Source organism: Pseudoalteromonas sp. CO342X, assembly GCF_004208915.1.
In the GTDB taxonomy this organism is placed as follows: domain Bacteria; phylum Pseudomonadota; class Gammaproteobacteria; order Enterobacterales; family Alteromonadaceae; genus Pseudoalteromonas; species Pseudoalteromonas maricaloris.
In genome coordinates this window covers 1-17,473 of the sequence record NZ_SGPH01000004.1, presented here as the reverse complement: position 1 = coordinate 17,473, position 17,473 = coordinate 1, and the positions used below count along the sequence as shown (strand labels likewise).

Sequence of the window (17,473 nt, the reverse complement as noted above, 5' to 3'; positions counted from 1 at the left end):
GAGCTGGATTCGAACCAGCGAAGGCTGAGCCGTCAGATTTACAGTCTGATCCCTTTGGCCGCTCGGGAACCCCTCCACGTAAAAATTCTTTCCTAAAGCATCCTATACAAGATAGGGTAAAAAGATGGTGCCGACTATCCGAGTCGAACGGATGACCTACTGATTACAAGTCAGTTGCTCTACCAACTGAGCTAAGTCGGCACTGCTTTAGTACGGGGCGAGATATTAGAGCAACCATTGACGCGATGCAACAGGAATATGCAAAAAAATTTAAATTAATTGCTCAAACGCTCAGTTTTAAGCCAATCCTATGACATTTTTACAGTTATTGCGGGTTTTTCCACCAAACTGACAAACCTTTGAATACTAAAAGGTCATCAAAAACGGCTGACTCAATATGGTTTTTAATAAGTTCTCCATATCCACCTGCACATAATACCAACGCAGACTCATTATTAAGTAACTGCTTTGCACTGTGCACAAGCCCAAGTGTTGCAGCTAAGGCACCATTTTTTACCGCCTCAGGTGTATTTTTCGCAAACTCCTCTGCAAACGGGGTGTTATCATCACAAAATACTCGCTCTGCACGCGCTGTAATACTGGAAATCATGAGATCGATACCTGGTAAAATCCACCCTCCCATGTGTATCCCTTGTGCAGTCACTACATCAACCGTGGTCGCAGTGCCAGAATCAATTACGATAATATCTTGCGTTGGATATAGAGCATGCGCGGCAAGTACCGCGAGCCACCTATCAATCCCCAAATTTTTAAAACTAGGATAGGCGCAAGTTACCCCAGCTCGCCTTGGCGATACTTGTGCTTGCTCTAACACAAGACCAAACTCAGAGGCGCGACTTTCCACCCACTGTAATCCCGCTCCCTTACCAACCTGAGAGCAGATAATTGCGGTTAGCTTTTGCCATTCAATATCACTTTCTTTTACTGGACTAATACGGCCTTCATGCTCAAGTGCATATTTAACTGCAGTATTACCTACGTCAATTAGCAGTTTCACGATATCACCTTTCTTAACGAAATTTCACCGCCATAAAAAGCTTTAAGCTCACCATCTTGCCTAAGCAATAAGCCGCCTTGCATATCGATGCCTTCACAGATCCCACGCCATTCTCTTTGTCCTGTACTCAAGGTTACCGCGTCACCTTTAAAGGCATTTAGACTATTCCATTCGGTCACCATTTCGCTCAGTCCAGACTCTTTATACTGGGCAAGACGCTCAGACAAAGAGTGAGTGAGCTGCACCACTAACTGATTTTTATCAATTTGGCCTAAGTGCGTTTGCAGATCTGTCCACGCTTGGTCGATGTGTTTAGAGGCAGACTCTGGCATGCATATATTTAGCCCAATCCCAATCACGAGATGGCAAGGCCCTTCCACCTGCCCCTCTAGTTCAACCAAGATCCCCGCCAGTTTTTGCTGGTTGAGATATATATCGTTTGGCCATTTTAGTTCAACGGAAATACCATAAAGGACCTTTAACGCATCATATACTGCAAGTCCTACAGCAATGGATAAGCCCATCGCCGCTTGCATGCCAGCGTCAAACTGCCAGTAATAACTGTAATAAAGGTTAGCACCAAAGGGCGATTGCCATACCCGACCTCTGCGCCCTCTGCCAGCTTGCTGCATTTCAGCCACCAAGACATGGCCTGAGCCCATATTCTGTTTGTCCTGCAAACGACGCATTAGCTCGCTATTCGTGGAGTCTATAATTGCGTGATATTCGATTGGACACTCACTTTGAAACTGCTGTTGCCATAGAGTATTCAACTTACTTTGATGAATAAGCGGTAAGCTATAATTGAGTTTATAGCCGCGGCCATTGACTCGAAAAATATCCACGCCCATCTCTTGCAACGCCGCTATATGCTTCGCAATAGCCGCGCGACTAATACCTAGTTGCTCGCCAAGTTCTTGCCCTGAGATAAATTCTCCTTTATTCAAGGCCGCTAAAATCGTTTGCTTCTTATGATCAGGCGTTTTCATGGCATTCCACACTTTGTAACTGACATTCACCATGCTTTGTTATAAGGCGCACTTCATGCTCGAGTAATACAGCAAATTTTTGCCAAACGGTTTGCTGAATATGACTCACTAACTGTGTTAAATCTTCACCGGTACTGCCACCACTATGAACAAGTACCAGTGCTTGTTTCTCATACACACGAATGGCTCCACGGTGGCAGCCTTTTAGACCCGCTTTGTCAATTAACCAGCCAGCCGCAAGTTTTACATGGTCATTGTCTACATCAAACGCTGGCATCTCTGGAAATTTACTTTGCAACTGAGCTGCAAACGCCCTATCAACTACTGGGTTTTTAAAAAAGCTCCCGGCATTTGCAAGCGTCGTAGGATCGGGCAATTTACTGTTTCGAGTAACTATCACCGCTTCACAAATCTCTTGCGCGGTTGCTGTATCACTCAAGCTTTGTAGAGGGCCATAACTTAACGTTGGCTGCCAATGTTTAGGCAATGTCAATGTCACTTCAGTAATAACGAACTTATCTTTTAGGCGGTGTTTAAAGACTGAATCTCGATAGCCAAATTCACACTCTGCATTGGTTAATGTCGTGAAGCGCCGCTCAGCGATATCAAATCCTCTAACGGCGGTGATAAATTGTGATACTTCAACACCGTAGGCGCCGATATTTTGTACCGGCGCCGCACCAACAGTACCAGGGATCAGCGCGAGATTTTCTAACCCGTCAATTCCGTTATCAAGCAGCTTTGTAACGAGCTGGTGCCAGTTTTCTCCAGCTGCGACTGTAACGATATAATCATCATCTTGTTGCTCGATATCGACACCTAAGGTCGCAAGCTTAATAACGGTTCCAGCATAGTCTTCCAGAAAAATGGTATTACTCCCTTCCCCAATTAAAAAGAAAGGACGACTGAAATCGAGCTCAACCAGCGCATGTGGATCTGTGATAACAATAAGGGACTCGCAGCCCGACGGCAGCGAAAAAGTGTGATAAGACTGCAAATTAGTCACTGCAGCACCTTGCCAATATTAACTAAACTGGCGCTAGTGTAGCGCATTGCCCTGACTTACGCATTAACGTCATCTTACCCATCATTTTATGTAACCCATCGGCTTATACTGTTTAAATGGTCAGAAATTAGTTATGTTAGCCGTTCTAATTGGGAATATTCTTTTTATAAGAGCAGCATTATGATGAAACTTTCGGCACTTACGCTCAGCCTCGCCATGGCTGGCCTTGTCCACACTGCTGATGTAAACGCAGCCGTTGACCAACACACTTACGCCAATCTTAACGATGTTATTACCACACACTTGCATCTAGACCTAGACGTTGACTTTGAAGATAAGCAGCTCGAAGGTTTTGTTGAACACACGCTAGATTGGCAGAATCGCCAAGCAAAAACACTGGTACTAGATACGCGTGACCTCGAAATCGACAAAGTGATGTATCAAGGTAAAGATGATAAATGGCATACCGCCAAGTTTGATCTTGCCAAGCGCGATGATGTGAAAGGTGCTAAGTTAACTATTCACTTTAAAGAGCAAGCAAAAAAAGCACGTATTTATTACAACAGCTTGCCAGTTGCATCAGGTCTACAGTGGTTAACACCGCAGCAAACCGCAAGTAAATCTCACCCATTTATGTATAGCCAATCTCAAGCTATTCATGCTCGTAGTTGGATCCCTGTGCAGGATACGCCAGCAATGCGTGTGACTTACTCTGCTCGCGTACATACGCCTAAAGATGTACGTGCGGTAATGAGTGCGGACAATACCGGCGCATTGATCAAAGATGGCGATTATTGGTTTGATATGCCGCAAGCTATCCCACCGTACCTAATTGCAATTGGTGCAGGTAACCTTGAATATAAAGAGATGTCGCACCAAACTGCGATTTTTGCAGAACCGCAAATCCTCGATGCCTCTGTTGCTGAGTTTAATGATACGCAAGCGATGATCGATAAAACCAATGCCATGTATGGTGAATACGCTTGGGGTAGATACGACCTGCTCATGTTGCCGCCTAGCTTCCCGTTTGGTGGTATGGAAAATCCACGCCTGTCATTTATCACGCCAACTGTAGTTGCCGGTGACAAAAGTTTAGTAAACCTAATCGCCCATGAGTTAGCGCACTCTTGGTCTGGCAACTTAGTGACCAACGCGACGTGGGAAGACCTATGGCTAAATGAAGGTTTCACCTCTTACGTTGAAAACCGTATTATGGAAGAAGTGTTTGGTCGTGATCGCGCGGTGATGGAGCAAGCACTTGACGCTGCTGGCTTGCGTGCACAACTTAAAACTATTGCCGCTCCTGATACACGCATGAATTTAGAGCTTAATGGCCGCGATCCTGACGATGCGTTTAGCTCTGTACCTTACACTAAAGGTCAATTATTCCTTATTTATCTAGAAGAAAAGTTTGGTCGTGACAAGTTCGACAAGTTTGTTAAAACCTACTTTAACACTTTCTCTTTTAAATCTCTGACTACTGATGAATTCGTCGCGTACTTAGACAAAAACTTGCTACAGCAATATCCTGGTATCGTGAGCTTAGAAAAAGCCAAAGAGTGGATTTATGAGCCAGGCTTGCCAAGCGACGCACCGAACCCAACTTCTGATGCTTTTGAAAAAGTGGATGCGCTAACTCAAGCTTGGTTAAAAGACGAGAAAACACTTGCAGATTTACCGACCGACGCTTGGACAGTACATGAGTGGCTGCACTTTATTAATAACTTACCAAGAGATCTCGCCATCGAGCGTATGGAAGCATTGGACAAAGCATTTAAGCTGACGCAATCGACCAACGCTGAACGCGCTTTTGCTTGGTATATGCTAGCAGTAGGTAACGGCTACCAAGCTATTTACCCAGACCTTGAGAAGCATCTAGTAAGTATTGGTCGTCGCAAGCTTATTGTGAATTTATACAAGTCTCTCATTAAGAATGGCAAGCGTGACTGGGCTTACCGTGTTTATCAACAAGCACGTCCAGGATACCACCCACTTGCCCAAGGCACCATCGACGCCTTATTTGAATAATACATTTCAAAAACAAAAAGAGCGCTTCAATAAGCGCTCTTCTCTATTTTAAGTTTAAGTTCAAATTTAAATTACTTGTGATATTGACGGCTAAATTCGTGAACCGCATTGATGAAGACACCTGCATTTTCAGGGTCAACATCAGGTGTAATGCCATGGCCTAAGTTAAACACATGACCATTACCTTCCCCAAAGCCGGCTAATATATGCTGAACTTCTTCACGAATACGCTCATGGGTACCGTGTAGCATTGAAGGATCCATATTACCTTGTAGTGCGACTTTATCGCCTACACGACGTTTTGCATCGGCAATATCAATCGTCCAATCTAGACCAACTGCATCACATCCAGTAGCTGCAATTGCTTCAATCCATTGACCGCCATTCTTCGTGAATAATGTCACAGGTACTTTGCGACCATCATTTTCACGGATCAGGCCATCTACAATTTTGTGCATATATTGTAGTGAAAACTCTTTGTAGTCACGTGGGCTTAATACTCCACCCCAAGAGTCGAAGATCATCAGCGACTGAGCACCCGCTTTTACTTGCGCATTTAGGTAGTCGATAACCGAATCAGCCACTTTATCTAGCAGTAGGTGGAGTGTCTGCGGCTCTGCAAACGCCATCTTTTTAATCTTACCGAATGTTTTGCTGCTACCGCCTTCAATCATGTAAGTCGCTAGCGTCCATGGTGAGCCGGAGAAACCAATAAGTGGTACTTCACCTTTAAGCTCACGACGAATTGTACTCACTGCATTCATTACATAACCAAGCTCATCGGTTGGATCTAATTTTGGTAGCTTTTTAACATCGTCTAACGATTGGATAGGACGCTCAAACTTTGGACCTTCACCAGTTTCAAAGTAAAGTCCAAGTCCCATTGCATCTGGAATAGTCAAAATATCGCTAAACAGAATCGCCGCATCTAGTGGATAACGACGCAGCGGCTGTAATGTCACTTCACATGCCAGTTCTGCATTTTTACAAAGGCTCATAAAGTCACCAGCTTGTGCTCTGGTGGCACGATACTCTGGTAGATAACGACCAGCTTGGCGCATCATCCATACTGGTGTGACGTCAACTGGTTGTTTTAATAGCGCTCGTAAATAACGATCGTTTTTTAATTCGCTCATAGCGTCTCTATTCCAATACTTAAATTCAATTGTGCGGATTGTATCACTAAGTGCACATGGGCACTATCTAAACTATCCTTGCCAACGCCTCGTTATGATCTAGATTAAACCTCACTTTATTAGGAACAAATTCATAAGCTTGTGTAAAAATTACCGAAACAAGCGATTAAACTGTTTGCAACACGATTAAAAGGTTGGTATAAAATTACCGCGTTAGAAAAATAACAACAAAACACCTTCAATTAGAAAAATAACAACATTACGCAACAAGCTAAACTGCTATTTTGAACCACCTTGAGTTTCTCTCGGTGGTTTTTTTATTTTTATCCTCCTGAATTTGTTAACATTCCCGATAATCAAACCAATAATCTTTTGATCTTTTTACGCTTTTACAGAAAAAATTGGTTGACCTTTTGCCCCGTTTCCCTTTCCATAGAGGTAGGTAACCCGCTTAAGGAGAATCACTATGCTTTCGCAGTTAGAACAAGCCCAACAGAAATGGGGAGGCAGCCATAGTGTAATTGATGCATGGTTAGCAGAGCGTCAGGAACTATTGGTTTTATATTATAAAGTTGCAGGATGCTCACCAACTCGAAATGGTAAAGCACTTCCTGAGCAAGTTGACATTCAGTCATTCTGCCAGATTTTGATGGACTATCTTTCAGCTGGTCATTTTGAAATTTATGACAACATTGTTGAGGCCTGCCAAGAAAAAGGCCCTGAAAGCGCAAAATTGGCTCAGTCACTGTACCCTCGAATCACAGATACGACTGATACCGCACTTGATTTCAACGACAAATACGCTGAAGTAAATCAAGAAACACAAGAATTAGCAGACTTCGATAACGACTTGTCTGTGTTAGGTGAAACGCTTGAGTTACGCTTCCAATTGGAAGACGAACTGATCGATAACCTTTATTCTAATCACACTGAATAGTCTAAATTTGCGGGCACCAAAATATAAAAAAAGGTGAGATAGCTATCTCACCTTTTCTTTGCAGACACTGCCAAGTTATTCGGCAGCCTCTTCAGCTTCGTCTTCGATACCTAGCAGCTCAACTTCAAATACCAGTGTAGAATTAGCAGGAATTTTACCTAGGTTACGAGTGCCGTATGCAAGCTCCGCAGGAATAGTAAACTTATACTTAGCGCCAGTGTTCATTAGCTGCAGACCTTCAGTCCAACCTGCAATAACTTGATTTAGGTTGAAAGTGGCAGGCTCATTACGTGCATAAGAGCTATCGAACTCAGAACCATCTAACAAAGTACCTTTATAATGTACTGTCACCTTGTCTGTTGCGACTGGCTTTTTACCATCACCTTCGCTTAGCACTTCATACTGAAGACCTGACTCAGTCACCTGAACGCCCTCTTTCTTCGCGTTCTCAGCTAGGTACTTATCGCCCTCTTCTTTATTCTTCTTCGCATCAGCTTCAACTTTAGCAGCTTGCTTTTCACGAACAGAAGAATCTAGTGAAGTGAGTACTTCACGGATTTTTGCTTCATCCAGCTTAGCTTCACCAGCCAGAGCGTCTTTAAAACCACGCATAAGTAACTCTTGATCAAGTTCAATGCCTAGCTCTTTTTTATCCGCTAAGTCTTTTTGCAAGAAGTTACCAACTGAAGCACCGATACCGTATGCTTGCTGTTGCACCTCTGTATCTAGCTTAACTTCAGCAGGCTTCTGCTCTTCTGCTTTTTTATTACACGCTACTAGTGCTAACACTGAAGCAGCAACGAGTGACAGTTTAATCGTCTGTTTCATTCTCAACTCTCCGACAGTCCCTACTATCAAAACACCAATGCTCGCGCAAGAGAGCTTGATATGCGGTGCCATTGTTAATTTTATATTAATAAGAAAAGGTGCTAGCCACATTAACATTCTCTGATCAGAATGCCAATATGCATTTGCTTGCCATTATCGCGTAACGACATTACGCTTTTAATACGCTAATATCAAAATAATATCTTGTTTTTAGTGCCTTTAGTCTACCTGTTGTAGGCTTCGGAGTTAAGGAGGATTTACCTAATTTATGGTCAAACTCGTCAACATTAAGTGGACAAGCCTCCTCTTTGCATGCGCGATGCTCAGTTGCTTCACCTTAACCGGCTGTGGCCCTGACACTTCAAAAGCCGTTATGACCGTAGAACATGCCAGCAGAGGGGCATTTTCTGCTGCTATCTCTGCGGACGGTCACTACAGCCTTGTTTCTTCCATAGAGCATGGGGCCGTACTTTGGGATAATCAAGAGCAAGGCCTCAAATTTCAATGGCGTCACTCTGATGCCCCCGACGATCTCATTCACTCACTGGCTTTAGCTAATGACAACTCCACGGCCGTCACTGCCACTGATAAAACATTCGCCATCTGGAGCATCGAAAGCGGTCAAAACCTAGGATATTTTGAGATCGAGCCTGGCACTATTCGAGATATCGCAATTAGCAATGCGGGCCGATATTTACTCTATGCCCGCAGTGATAACGTTGTCGTTCACCTCGACTTAGAGAGTGGAAGGCGGATAGAGTTCCTTGGACATCAAGAAAATATCAATTCTATTGCCATGTCTCCCAATGGTCACTTTGCCTTAACCGGAGGCAACGACTATACCGCTTACTTTTGGGATACTAGAACGGGGCAAGTGATCCATCGCTTTAACCACCCAAGTCGCGTGACCAAAGTTGCATTAGATGACCAAGGAAGATTTGCTTTTACCGCAGATAGCATGAAAAAAGCGAGCATTTGGCAATTAACTTCTGGTGATCTCAAAGCACAATTACAGTATATTGCTCGCCAGAAAATTTTCAGTGCAGTGCGCTTTAATCAAGACGCAACGCTCTTGGCCACCGGCTCACCTAACCGCGAGCTTATTTTATGGCAAGTGAGTGATGGCGAACGATTGCAAACTTGGCGTGTACAACCCCGAGAAGGCAGCCGCCCCAAGTCTGCGGTTGTATTTGACGTTGCTTTTCAAGACCAAGACACTGCATTGTTAACCGAAAGCTCCAGCGGACTACTGGAAAAATTTGCGCAGGTGAAAAAGCCATGAATGAAATCGAAAACAGAATTACTGAGCTTGAGGCTAAGCTTGCCTTTCAAGAAGATACAATCGAAACCTTAAATGAAGAGCTAAAGGCACATCAGCAGCGCTTGGCTAAAATGCAACGACAAATTGAGCTATTGGCAGAGAAAATGAAAGAAGGCCGCGACCCAGGTTTAATGCCTCAACATCAAGAGCCACCACCACCGCACTACTAACAAATAAATTGAAAAACGGGGTGAGCACTCACTCCGGTTTGAACACCCCAATAACTTGCTCAAACTGGCGTGTAGAAGCCTGTACCGCATCTTTCGGCTGTGACATTACGTGGCCACACTCAACACATTCAACTTTTTCAACATCATGCTCTTTGTAGAGCATCATTACGTCGATTTTTTGGCATTCTGGACAACTTGCCCCTGCAATAAAACGCTTCTTAACTTTCAACTCTACACCTCTAATGAACACCGAGTTTAAGGTTTGTCATTTTATCCTAATTTTATTTGTCATGATACGCTTGGAGTAAGGGATTGGATCCATGCTATGATGCGCGCAATTTAGACAGACTTTTAGAATTATGATCCAACTTTCTGATATCGAGCTACTTCGTGGCAGTAAAACACTGCTAAAACAAGCAAATGCAACGCTTTATCCACAACATAAGGCGGGCCTAGTCGGTGCCAATGGCTGTGGTAAATCATCTCTCTTTGCGCTGCTAAAAGGTGAGCTGCAACTCGATTCAGGTGATTTTGCTATTCCAAAAGATTGGTCTATTGCATCGGTAAAACAAGAAACCCCAGCACTCTCCATTAGCGCCCTCGAGTATGTACTACAGGGACACCCTGAATACTATGTATTGAGAACGCAGCTACAACAAGCGGAGCGGGACGGTGATGGGGAGCTACAAGCAAAAGCACACCAACAGCTAGAGAACATCAAAGGGTATAGTATTGAAGCCAAAGCGGGAGAACTACTCCATGGCCTTGGTTTTAGCAATGAACAGATTGAGTTTGCCGTTAGCGACTTTTCTGGTGGCTGGCGCATGCGCTTGAACCTTGCGCAAGCGCTGATCCGCGATGCCGATTTATTGCTTTTGGATGAGCCAACCAACCACTTGGATTTGGACGCTGTTTATTGGCTAGAACGCTTTTTGCGCGCCTATCAGGGTACATTAGTGCTTATTTCTCACGACCGCGAATTTTTAGATGCGGTTGTTGGCGAGATTTGGCATATCGACCAACAGCAGATCAACGTCTATAAAGGTCACTATTCTCAGTTTGAGCGTCAAAAAGCAGAGCGCATGGCACAGCACCAAGCGCTTTACGAGAAGCAACAAGAAACGATTGCACATTTAGAGAAGTTTATTACCCGCTTTAAAGCGAAAGCGAGTAAAGCAAAACAAGCGCAAAGTCGAGTGAAGGCCCTTGAACGCATGGAAATGCTCGCGCCCGCTCATGCAGATTCACCATTTAATTTTGAATTTGCAGATCCAACAAGCTTGCCTAATCCATTGATGACACTAGAGCAAGCCAAAGCGGGCTATGGTGACGTTACCATTTTGCATGACATCAAGCTTAATCTGGTCCCAGGTAGCCGTATTGCGTTACTTGGCCGTAACGGCGCTGGTAAATCGACCCTAATCAAGTTACTTGCCGGCGATTTAACCCCACAAGCTGGTGAAGTGTTTCAACACCAAGGATTAAATGTAGGCTATTTTGCTCAGCATCAGCTTGAGTCTCTCGATCTTGAGGCCAGTGCGGTTACCCATATTCAACGTCTAGACCCTAAAGTACCAGAGCAGCTTATTCGTGATTTCTTGGGCGGTTTTGCTTTTCATGGTGATAAGGCCCTCGAACCCGTTGCGCCGTTTTCTGGTGGCGAAAAAGCACGACTCGTACTTGCGATGCTGGTGTATCAAAAGCCGAACCTGCTGTTACTCGATGAGCCGACCAACCACCTAGATTTAGAAATGCGACACGCACTTGTGATGGCCTTACAAGGTTTTGAGGGTGCAATGGTCACGGTTTCCCACGATCGCCACATGCTGAAAAATACCGCTGACGAGTACTATTTAGTTGATAATGGGACCGTTTCTCAGTTCGGCTATGACTTAGATGCCTATTACCAATGGCTTATGAATGCCAATAAAGAGCAAGCGAAATCAAGTGGATCAGAGGCTGAACCAAAGCAAAACTCTAATGCCAATCGTAAAGAGCAAAAGCGTCTTGAAGCCGAATTCAGAAAAACCATTCAGCCGTTGAAAAAGTCGATTGAAAAGCTCGAAAAACAGCTCGACCAGCTCACTGAGCAAGCAGACGAAATTGAGCAAGCTTTGGCTGACAACAGCCTATACACGGACGAGAACAAAGCAAAATTAAGTGACTTACTGGCAAAACAAGCCAAGATAACCCCTGAGCTTAATGACACAGAAGAAAACTTATTAATGGCACTGGAAGAGTTAGAAGAAAAGCAAAACCATTTCGATGAGACTGGAGAGATATGCTAAGTCGTGAAGACTTTTGGCAGTTTGCCTGTGAATTCTACAGCCGCCCGCAGATGCAATCGCGGCTGCTGAATTTGCAAGATGCTGCAGGCAAAAATATCAACCTGTGCCTGTTACTTTGTTACCTAGACACTTTAGCACTGACGATTACCCCCAACACCCTAGCCGCACTGGAAAAGACTGCTAAGCAATTTGACCAAGCGGTGCTACAACCCCAACGCGCGATCCGCCATACCCTAAAAACACATCATCAAGACGACCAAGACTATCAAAAGTTGCGTTCAGCGATGCTGACTGCAGAGCTTGAGCTTGAAAAGCGTCAACAAGCGCTATTGCTGGAGACATTAAAGCGCTTTTCGTCTGCGCCACTGCAATCAAGTAGCAATGTGCTGCTCTATTTGAGTCAGAGTGAGTACGACGCTTTATTCAATACGACTGACTTCTAAGCCATTAAATCAATATAAGCCCTGTTATTTACCCAACTTAGATATAAAACCTGATCGAGATCAAGCCTTTGCCTAGGTTTGATTTCACTCAGGATTGAAACTTGATCTTGATCATATCAAGCCCCTCAGACCTCCACTACTATTTACTCATCGACAAATTAGGAGGCACAGCCATGAACGTATTCTTTAGAGACTTTTTTTCCGACCCTGTGTTGTTTCTGTCTTTTGGCTTTTTAGGGATTGTAATTTTGCTGTGCTGTTATTACGTCTACTTTTTCATTAAAAAAGTCATGGACGCTGAAGTACCTAACGAACAATAGAACAGATTTAAATGTATTACCTTGGGGCGATTGAAGAATAAGTAGTAGAAGATCGGCTCGACGTAGTTCCCCAACTTGCAGAATTAAGCACGACGCACAAAGCACCTTATCAGTTTACTGGTCGGGTGCTTTTTATTTGCTTAACCCTCAACCGATAATACGTTAAACTGGCTAAAACGTGTTTTGCAACTGGATAGCTTCCTTTCTTTGCTTTGCGAGCAACCGCCAAAAAGACGCAGTTTCTATTATGAATCAAGCCATGAAAACAATAACAGCCGATAATTACGAATTTAAGCCTGCTTGGTGGATGCGCAACCGCCATGCCCAAACCATACTTCCGCGATTCTTTAGGCCGAGATTACAGGTGCCCGTCGACTATGAAACACTAGACACACCAGACGATGACTTTTTAGAACTTGCATGGGCACAACACGGCGATAAATCGGCACCTTTGGTTGTGGTATTGCATGGGCTAGAAGGCAATATCAACAGCTTTTATGCAAAAGGCCTATTAAAAGCGTTGGTACACCATGGTTTTGATGCCGTACTGATGCACTTTCGCAACTGCTCACGTGAAGTGAACCGCCAAGCCAGAGCTTATCATAGCGGCGAAACTTCAGATCTTGGCTTTTTTATAGACACGCTAAAAGCCCGTTTTCCTAAACGGCCATTGTTTGCAGTTGGCTTTTCGCTCGGCGGTAATGTACTTGCCAAATACTTGGGAGAAACCAAATCGCAAAGCGGTCTTGAGGCTGGCGTTGTCGTCTCAGCGCCTTATCACCTTTCTTCCTCTTGTCAGGTGATCAGAAAGAGCTGCTTTAAACTCTATCAAAAATACTTGCTAGACAGGATGAAGAAGTCTTTTTCACGTAAGCTAGACACCATCCAGTCGCAAATTAGGATAGACAAGCCTGCCCTTTATGCCATTGATGACCTATGGCAATTTGATGATAAGATAACGGCACCGCTGCATGGTTTTAACGGTGCGGAAGACTATTACGCACAAGCAAGTTCGCAGCCCTACTTAACCCAGATCACGACACCAACACTCCTGATCCACGCCGAAGATGACCCCATGCTATCATCACAAGCCGTGCCTACAGCTGCTCAGGTTAACTCACCGGTGACGCTTGCAGTGAGCCCACACGGTGGTCACGTAGGGTTTATTTCGGGAAGTAACCCCCTTAAACCAAAGTTTTGGCTAGAAAGCGTTATCCCACAATATTTACAGCAAATTTATAGTAAGGCTAAGTAGTATGCTCATTCCCTATCAACAACTTCCGCAAGAGACGCTGGACAACCTTATTGAGCATTATGTGCTGCGTGAAGGAACAGACTATGGCGATACTGAAGTCAGCACCGAGAGCAAAGTCGCGCAAGTGAAAGCACAGCTAAAATCCGGAGAAGCACTGATCGTTTTCTCGGAATTACACGAATCGGTGAATATTGTTAGCAAACAACAATTTCAAGCAATGCAAGCACAGGAAGATTACGAGTATTAAAAAACCTTCAGCTTTCTTTGTATTTAGCGCTAATCGTAAACAGTTGTCGAAGTAACAGGAGTTGTTACAATCAAATTTCTATAACTATAAAGGAAAGGCAATTTTATGAAGCTCGGCACTGCTCTTTGCGCCCTCGCGCTGGCTGTTTCTACCGCTTATGCAACTGAATACAAAGCCTCTGAGCGCGCAGTTAAACTCGCTCACGATAACATCCTAATTGATACACACATCGACGTTCCATATCGCATCCAAAGTAAATGGGATGATGTTAGCCAAGCAACCGAAGGCGGTGATTTTGATTACCCTCGCGCGGTAAAAGGCGGTCTTAATGCGCCATTTATGTCTATTTATATTCCTGCTAATTTAGAATTTGAAGGTAAAGGTAAAAGCTATCAACTCGCCAATCAACTGATTGACGGTATGGAAGCCCTAGCACATCGCGCACCAGATAAATTTGCGATGGCTTACAATACCGACGACATTTATGCGCAATTTGACAGTGGTATTATGTCTATCGCGATGGGCATGGAAAATGGCTCACCCATTGAAGGTGAGATGAAAAACCTTAAGCATTTTTATGACCGTGGCGTGCGCTATATCACCTTAGCACACTCGCAAAGCAACCATATTTCTGACTCTTCTTATGACGTACGCCGTAAATGGAAAGGCTTAAGCCCATTTGGTAAAGAGCTTGTGGTTGAAATGAACAAAATTGGTATGCTCATTGATGTATCACATATTTCCGATGACGCCTTTTATCAGGTTATGGACATTTCAAAAGTGCCGGTCGTTGCTTCACATTCATCCCTGCGTAAATACACCCCAGGATTCGAGCGCAATATGGATGACGAAATGCTCAAAGCCTTGGCAAAAAATGGCGGCGTGATCCAAATTAACTTTGGCTCGAGCTTTGTGACGGCAAAAGCTGGAGCTTGGTATGACAAGCGTGACGAAGCACAAAAAGAAGCCAAAGACAAAGATCGCACCGATTTTAGAGCGGCGTTTAGAGCAAAAAATCCGTTCCCATTTGCCACACTTGATCAAGTGCTAGATCACATTGACCACGTCGTTAAGTTGATAGGGATAGATCATGTAGGCATTGGTTCAGATTACGATGGTGTGGGTGACTCACTACCGGTTGGCTTGAAAGACGTGTCAACGTATCCAAATCTTGTGCAAGGTCTTTTGGATAGAGGCTACAGTGACGCTGATATCAAAAAGATTTTAGGTGGCAATACCCTACGCGTGTGGAAGCAAGCTGAGGCTTACGCAAAGAAGTTTGCTAAATAACTGTTCAAACAGCTGATTTCATAAGGTGTGCCGTGCCGCACGGCACACCTTACAAGACCTTAGACTTTAAACTGGGATAATTCATCCACCAATTTACTGGTGACTCGCAGCACATCATCCGAAATTTGATGCGTTTCTCCAGACAGTCTCTCGCCGTCCAATGTTTTGTCATTTAAATCAGTTAGATTACTGCTAATCTCAGTAGACACTGCATTTTGCTGCTGAGTCGCATGAGCGGTTTGCTCTGAAAGCTCAGTCACTTTCACCGCACTTTGTGCAATTAACTCCAATAGCTCCGTTGCCTTCGTAAAACTTTCTACTGCAACATCAACATACTGCTTACCATCTTCAATGGTCTTTTGTGAGTCCTCTACGCTATGTGAGAATGCTTCTAACATCTTCTGAATATCATTAGTGCTGTCTTGTGTTCGAGTGGCTAGTGACCTAACCTCGTCAGCTACCACTGCAAATCCACGACCTTGTTCACCCGCTCTTGCCGCTTCAATTGCCGCGTTGAGCGCTAATAAATTGGTTTGCTCAGCAATCCCGCGAATAACATCGAGCACTTGCGTAATGTTTTCAGAGTTTTTTTGTAAAGCTAACGAACTGGAGAGTGCCGCTTCCATATTATCAGCAAGATGAGTGATTTTTTGTTTTGAATCAGCCAACACCGTTTTACCTTGTGCTGCGTAGCGATGTGAAGCTTCAGCTTCTTTCAATGAGTTTTCTGCCACCGACGAGACTTCTTGACTTGAGTGACTTAGCTGATGCACCGCGCTAACAATGGTATGTGATGACTTACCAAGCGAGTCGATTAAGTCATGGCACTGTGTGGCATAATGACTGAGTTTTGACGACAAACTCGACAGCTCGCCACCATCTTTCACAAGTGCTGTAACCATCGCCTGTAAACTCTCGAGAAAATGATTAAAGTTTAGCGATAGCTTTGCAAACTCATCATTTCCTTTGATTTCAATGCGACCAGTTAAGTCTCCGTCCCCAGAGGCAATTTCAGAGATCCTATCCGACACAAAATTTATCTGCTGTGCTAACTGACGAGGGATCCGATAAGCAATCCAACAAGCAATACCAAGTAGGAGCAAGGCACCAACGCCAAGTCCCCATTTTATCTGAGTAACCTCAGCAACAACTACCGCACGACTTGCAGCCGATTTTTCATCGGCTAATTCACCGGCTTTATCAAGCACATCACGAACTGCACCAAATAACTTAGCAGACTCAGTTTGAAGCGCTTTATCTGTTGGAGTTTTAATACTCGCCACCGTCACGCGATACCAACTTTGAAAGTCCGCATCAAAAGTTGCAAAACTACCCAGTTCACTCTGGTGGAGTGACATAAACTGAAGATACTTTTGATAGCGCTGTTTGACCTGCTCGGCGTTTTCTTCAAAATCCGCCCACTTATCTTCACCAGCTAATAATTTGAGGTAGGCTTCTTGAGCTTGATAAAAGTCTCTATCCGCATTGAGTACCACTGACACCGCTTTTAAATAGTTTTCAGTTTGGATCTCAAGTGCCGATTGCACCTTATTGAGCAACACTGAAAAACCAAAAAACACAAATAGCAGCACGATCGTCAACATAGCCGTTGGCAATGAACTTTTGACTCGAATACTATGTAAATCCATCTTCATACACCTCAAATAAGAGATAGTAAAAGCCTAGACCATATAAAGATTTATAGACAAATATTCGCAGCATATAGCTACCGAGTTTAATGCTGAAAAGATGAAAATTGAGGCGATGACCTAGAGAGTAAATACTCAGCTTCAGAATCAATAGTATGAAGTTTTAGATTGTGTAGGAAAAGTAGGCTAACTATAGAACAAAGCTTAAACTTCAGTACCAATAAAATTGGTTGCGGGAGCTATTAATTTATGAAGAGTGAACCGACGAGTTTTGGAGTAGTTTTTTAGATTTTACAGTCCAATTAAGAATTGGTTGCGGGAGCTGTTAACTTATGAAGAGTGAACCGACGAGTTTTGGAGTAGTTTTTTAGATTTTACAGTCCAATTAAGAATTGCTTGCGGAAGCCAGTAATTTATGAAGAGTGAACCGACGAGTTTCGGAGTAATTCTTTAGATTGTGCAGTCCAATTAAAAATTGGTTGCGGGAGCTATTAATTTATGAAGAGTGAACCGACGAGTTTTGGAGTAGTTTTTTAGATTTTACAGTC

General features: G+C 43.8%; 17 protein-coding genes and 1 tRNA gene. 10 read left to right on the top strand and 8 right to left on the bottom strand.

Annotated features, from left to right (window positions below):
- Positions 1 to 125 precede the first annotated feature (125 nt).
- The 4 genes from EXT47_RS00845 to murB form a co-directional block, all read right to left on the bottom strand.
- Positions 126 to 201: transfer RNA gene (locus tag EXT47_RS00845), tRNA-Thr, on the bottom strand.
- A 124-nt stretch (positions 202 to 325) separates the two neighbouring features.
- The gene (locus EXT47_RS00840; protein WP_130125732.1) at positions 326 to 1,018 is read right to left on the bottom strand and encodes a type III pantothenate kinase; all 693 of its coding nucleotides are present in this window, start codon (positions 1,016 to 1,018) and stop codon (positions 326 to 328) included.
- Entirely contained in the window at positions 1,015 to 2,007 is a 993-nt protein-coding gene (gene birA / locus EXT47_RS00835) for a bifunctional biotin--[acetyl-CoA-carboxylase] ligase/biotin operon repressor BirA (protein ID WP_130125731.1), read from the bottom strand. The genes EXT47_RS00840 and birA overlap by 4 nt, the downstream gene beginning before the upstream one ends.
- Positions 1,994 to 3,013: a UDP-N-acetylmuramate dehydrogenase gene (gene murB / locus EXT47_RS00830; RefSeq protein WP_130125730.1), complete on the bottom strand. Its 1,020-nt coding sequence runs from the start codon at positions 3,011 to 3,013 to the stop codon at positions 1,994 to 1,996. The genes birA and murB overlap by 14 nt, the downstream gene beginning before the upstream one ends.
- Before the next feature lie 183 nt (positions 3,014 to 3,196).
- Between murB and EXT47_RS00825 the strand changes: the two genes are divergently transcribed.
- Positions 3,197 to 5,041 (top strand): M1 family metallopeptidase, encoded by a 1,845-nt coding sequence (locus tag EXT47_RS00825; RefSeq protein ID WP_039494823.1) that lies wholly within the window; start codon positions 3,197 to 3,199, stop codon positions 5,039 to 5,041.
- Positions 5,042 to 5,112: 71 nt separating this feature from the next.
- On the opposite strand, the gene hemE is transcribed toward EXT47_RS00825, so the two are convergent.
- Positions 5,113 to 6,177, bottom strand: a complete 1,065-nt coding sequence (hemE, locus tag EXT47_RS00820) for a uroporphyrinogen decarboxylase (RefSeq protein WP_010374544.1) — start codon at positions 6,175 to 6,177, stop codon at positions 5,113 to 5,115.
- Positions 6,178 to 6,643: 466 nt separating this feature from the next.
- Here hemE and EXT47_RS00815 point away from each other — a divergent pair, with 466 nt between their 5' ends.
- A complete protein-coding gene (locus EXT47_RS00815) occupies positions 6,644 to 7,114 on the top strand; it encodes an Rsd/AlgQ family anti-sigma factor (RefSeq protein WP_010607921.1) in 471 nt (156 codons plus the stop codon).
- A 75-nt stretch (positions 7,115 to 7,189) separates the two neighbouring features.
- Here EXT47_RS00815 and fkpA read toward each other — a convergent pair whose 3' ends face one another.
- Complete coding sequence (gene fkpA, locus EXT47_RS00810) at positions 7,190 to 7,942, bottom strand: FKBP-type peptidyl-prolyl cis-trans isomerase (protein WP_026001096.1); 753 nt, start codon at positions 7,940 to 7,942, stop codon at positions 7,190 to 7,192.
- Between the two features lie 268 nt (positions 7,943 to 8,210).
- Between fkpA and EXT47_RS00805 the strand changes: the two genes are divergently transcribed.
- Complete coding sequence (locus tag EXT47_RS00805; protein WP_130125729.1) at positions 8,211 to 9,224, top strand: WD40 repeat domain-containing protein; 1,014 nt, start codon at positions 8,211 to 8,213, stop codon at positions 9,222 to 9,224.
- Positions 9,221 to 9,433 (top strand): SlyX family protein, encoded by a 213-nt coding sequence (locus tag EXT47_RS00800; protein ID WP_010374533.1) that lies wholly within the window; start codon positions 9,221 to 9,223, stop codon positions 9,431 to 9,433. Before EXT47_RS00805 ends, EXT47_RS00800 begins: the two co-directional genes overlap by 4 nt.
- A 28-nt stretch (positions 9,434 to 9,461) precedes the next feature.
- Here the strand turns inward: EXT47_RS00800 and EXT47_RS00795 are convergent, their stop codons facing one another.
- A complete protein-coding gene (locus EXT47_RS00795; protein WP_010374531.1) occupies positions 9,462 to 9,662 on the bottom strand; it encodes a YheV family putative zinc ribbon protein in 201 nt (66 codons plus the stop codon).
- Between the two features lie 130 nt (positions 9,663 to 9,792).
- Between EXT47_RS00795 and EXT47_RS00790 the strand changes: the two genes are divergently transcribed.
- From EXT47_RS00790 to EXT47_RS00770, 6 genes are all read left to right on the top strand, one after another.
- Positions 9,793 to 11,721, top strand: a complete 1,929-nt coding sequence (locus tag EXT47_RS00790; RefSeq protein WP_039494696.1) for an ATP-binding cassette domain-containing protein — start codon at positions 9,793 to 9,795, stop codon at positions 11,719 to 11,721.
- The gene (locus tag EXT47_RS00785; protein ID WP_130125728.1) at positions 11,715 to 12,164 is read left to right on the top strand and encodes a TIGR02444 family protein; all 450 of its coding nucleotides are present in this window, start codon (positions 11,715 to 11,717) and stop codon (positions 12,162 to 12,164) included. The genes EXT47_RS00790 and EXT47_RS00785 overlap by 7 nt, the downstream gene beginning before the upstream one ends.
- A gap of 173 nt (positions 12,165 to 12,337) precedes the next feature.
- Positions 12,338 to 12,484 (top strand): hypothetical protein, encoded by a 147-nt coding sequence (locus EXT47_RS23785; protein WP_010374526.1) that lies wholly within the window; start codon positions 12,338 to 12,340, stop codon positions 12,482 to 12,484.
- 247 nt (positions 12,485 to 12,731) lie between these two features.
- Positions 12,732 to 13,739 (top strand): hydrolase, encoded by a 1,008-nt coding sequence (locus EXT47_RS00780; protein ID WP_039494704.1) that lies wholly within the window; start codon positions 12,732 to 12,734, stop codon positions 13,737 to 13,739.
- A gap of 1 nt (position 13,740) precedes the next feature.
- Positions 13,741 to 13,986, top strand: coding sequence for a YheU family protein (locus EXT47_RS00775; protein WP_010607914.1), 246 nt, complete (start codon positions 13,741 to 13,743; stop codon positions 13,984 to 13,986).
- 105 nt (positions 13,987 to 14,091) lie between these two features.
- Positions 14,092 to 15,276 (top strand): dipeptidase, encoded by a 1,185-nt coding sequence (locus EXT47_RS00770; RefSeq protein ID WP_039494707.1) that lies wholly within the window; start codon positions 14,092 to 14,094, stop codon positions 15,274 to 15,276.
- A gap of 59 nt (positions 15,277 to 15,335) precedes the next feature.
- On the opposite strand, the gene EXT47_RS00765 is transcribed toward EXT47_RS00770, so the two are convergent.
- A complete protein-coding gene (locus tag EXT47_RS00765) occupies positions 15,336 to 16,925 on the bottom strand; it encodes a methyl-accepting chemotaxis protein (protein WP_039494708.1) in 1,590 nt (529 codons plus the stop codon).
- Between the last annotated feature and the right edge of the window lie 548 nt (positions 16,926 to 17,473).

Bases quoted from the DNA above. Each gene is read 5' to 3' on its own strand.
- birA (WP_130125731.1), bottom strand. From the start codon at position 2,007: ATGAAAACGCCTGATCATAAGAAGCAAACGATTTTAGCGGCCTTGAAT.
- EXT47_RS00825 (WP_039494823.1), top strand. From the start codon at position 3,197: ATGAAACTTTCGGCACTTACGCTCAGCCTCGCCATGGCTGGCCTTGTC.
- hemE (WP_010374544.1), bottom strand. From the start codon at position 6,177: ATGAGCGAATTAAAAAACGATCGTTATTTACGAGCGCTATTAAAACAA.
- EXT47_RS00815 (WP_010607921.1), top strand. From the start codon at position 6,644: ATGCTTTCGCAGTTAGAACAAGCCCAACAGAAATGGGGAGGCAGCCAT.
- fkpA (WP_026001096.1), bottom strand. From the start codon at position 7,942: ATGAAACAGACGATTAAACTGTCACTCGTTGCTGCTTCAGTGTTAGCA.
- EXT47_RS00805 (WP_130125729.1), top strand. From the start codon at position 8,211: ATGGTCAAACTCGTCAACATTAAGTGGACAAGCCTCCTCTTTGCATGC.
- EXT47_RS00800 (WP_010374533.1), top strand. From the start codon at position 9,221: ATGAATGAAATCGAAAACAGAATTACTGAGCTTGAGGCTAAGCTTGCC.
- EXT47_RS00790 (WP_039494696.1), top strand. From the start codon at position 9,793: ATGATCCAACTTTCTGATATCGAGCTACTTCGTGGCAGTAAAACACTG.
- EXT47_RS00785 (WP_130125728.1), top strand. From the start codon at position 11,715: ATGCTAAGTCGTGAAGACTTTTGGCAGTTTGCCTGTGAATTCTACAGC.
- EXT47_RS23785 (WP_010374526.1), top strand. From the start codon at position 12,338: ATGAACGTATTCTTTAGAGACTTTTTTTCCGACCCTGTGTTGTTTCTG.
- EXT47_RS00780 (WP_039494704.1), top strand. From the start codon at position 12,732: ATGAATCAAGCCATGAAAACAATAACAGCCGATAATTACGAATTTAAG.
- EXT47_RS00775 (WP_010607914.1), top strand. From the start codon at position 13,741: ATGCTCATTCCCTATCAACAACTTCCGCAAGAGACGCTGGACAACCTT.
- EXT47_RS00770 (WP_039494707.1), top strand. From the start codon at position 14,092: ATGAAGCTCGGCACTGCTCTTTGCGCCCTCGCGCTGGCTGTTTCTACC.
- EXT47_RS00765 (WP_039494708.1), bottom strand. From the start codon at position 16,925: ATGGATTTACATAGTATTCGAGTCAAAAGTTCATTGCCAACGGCTATG.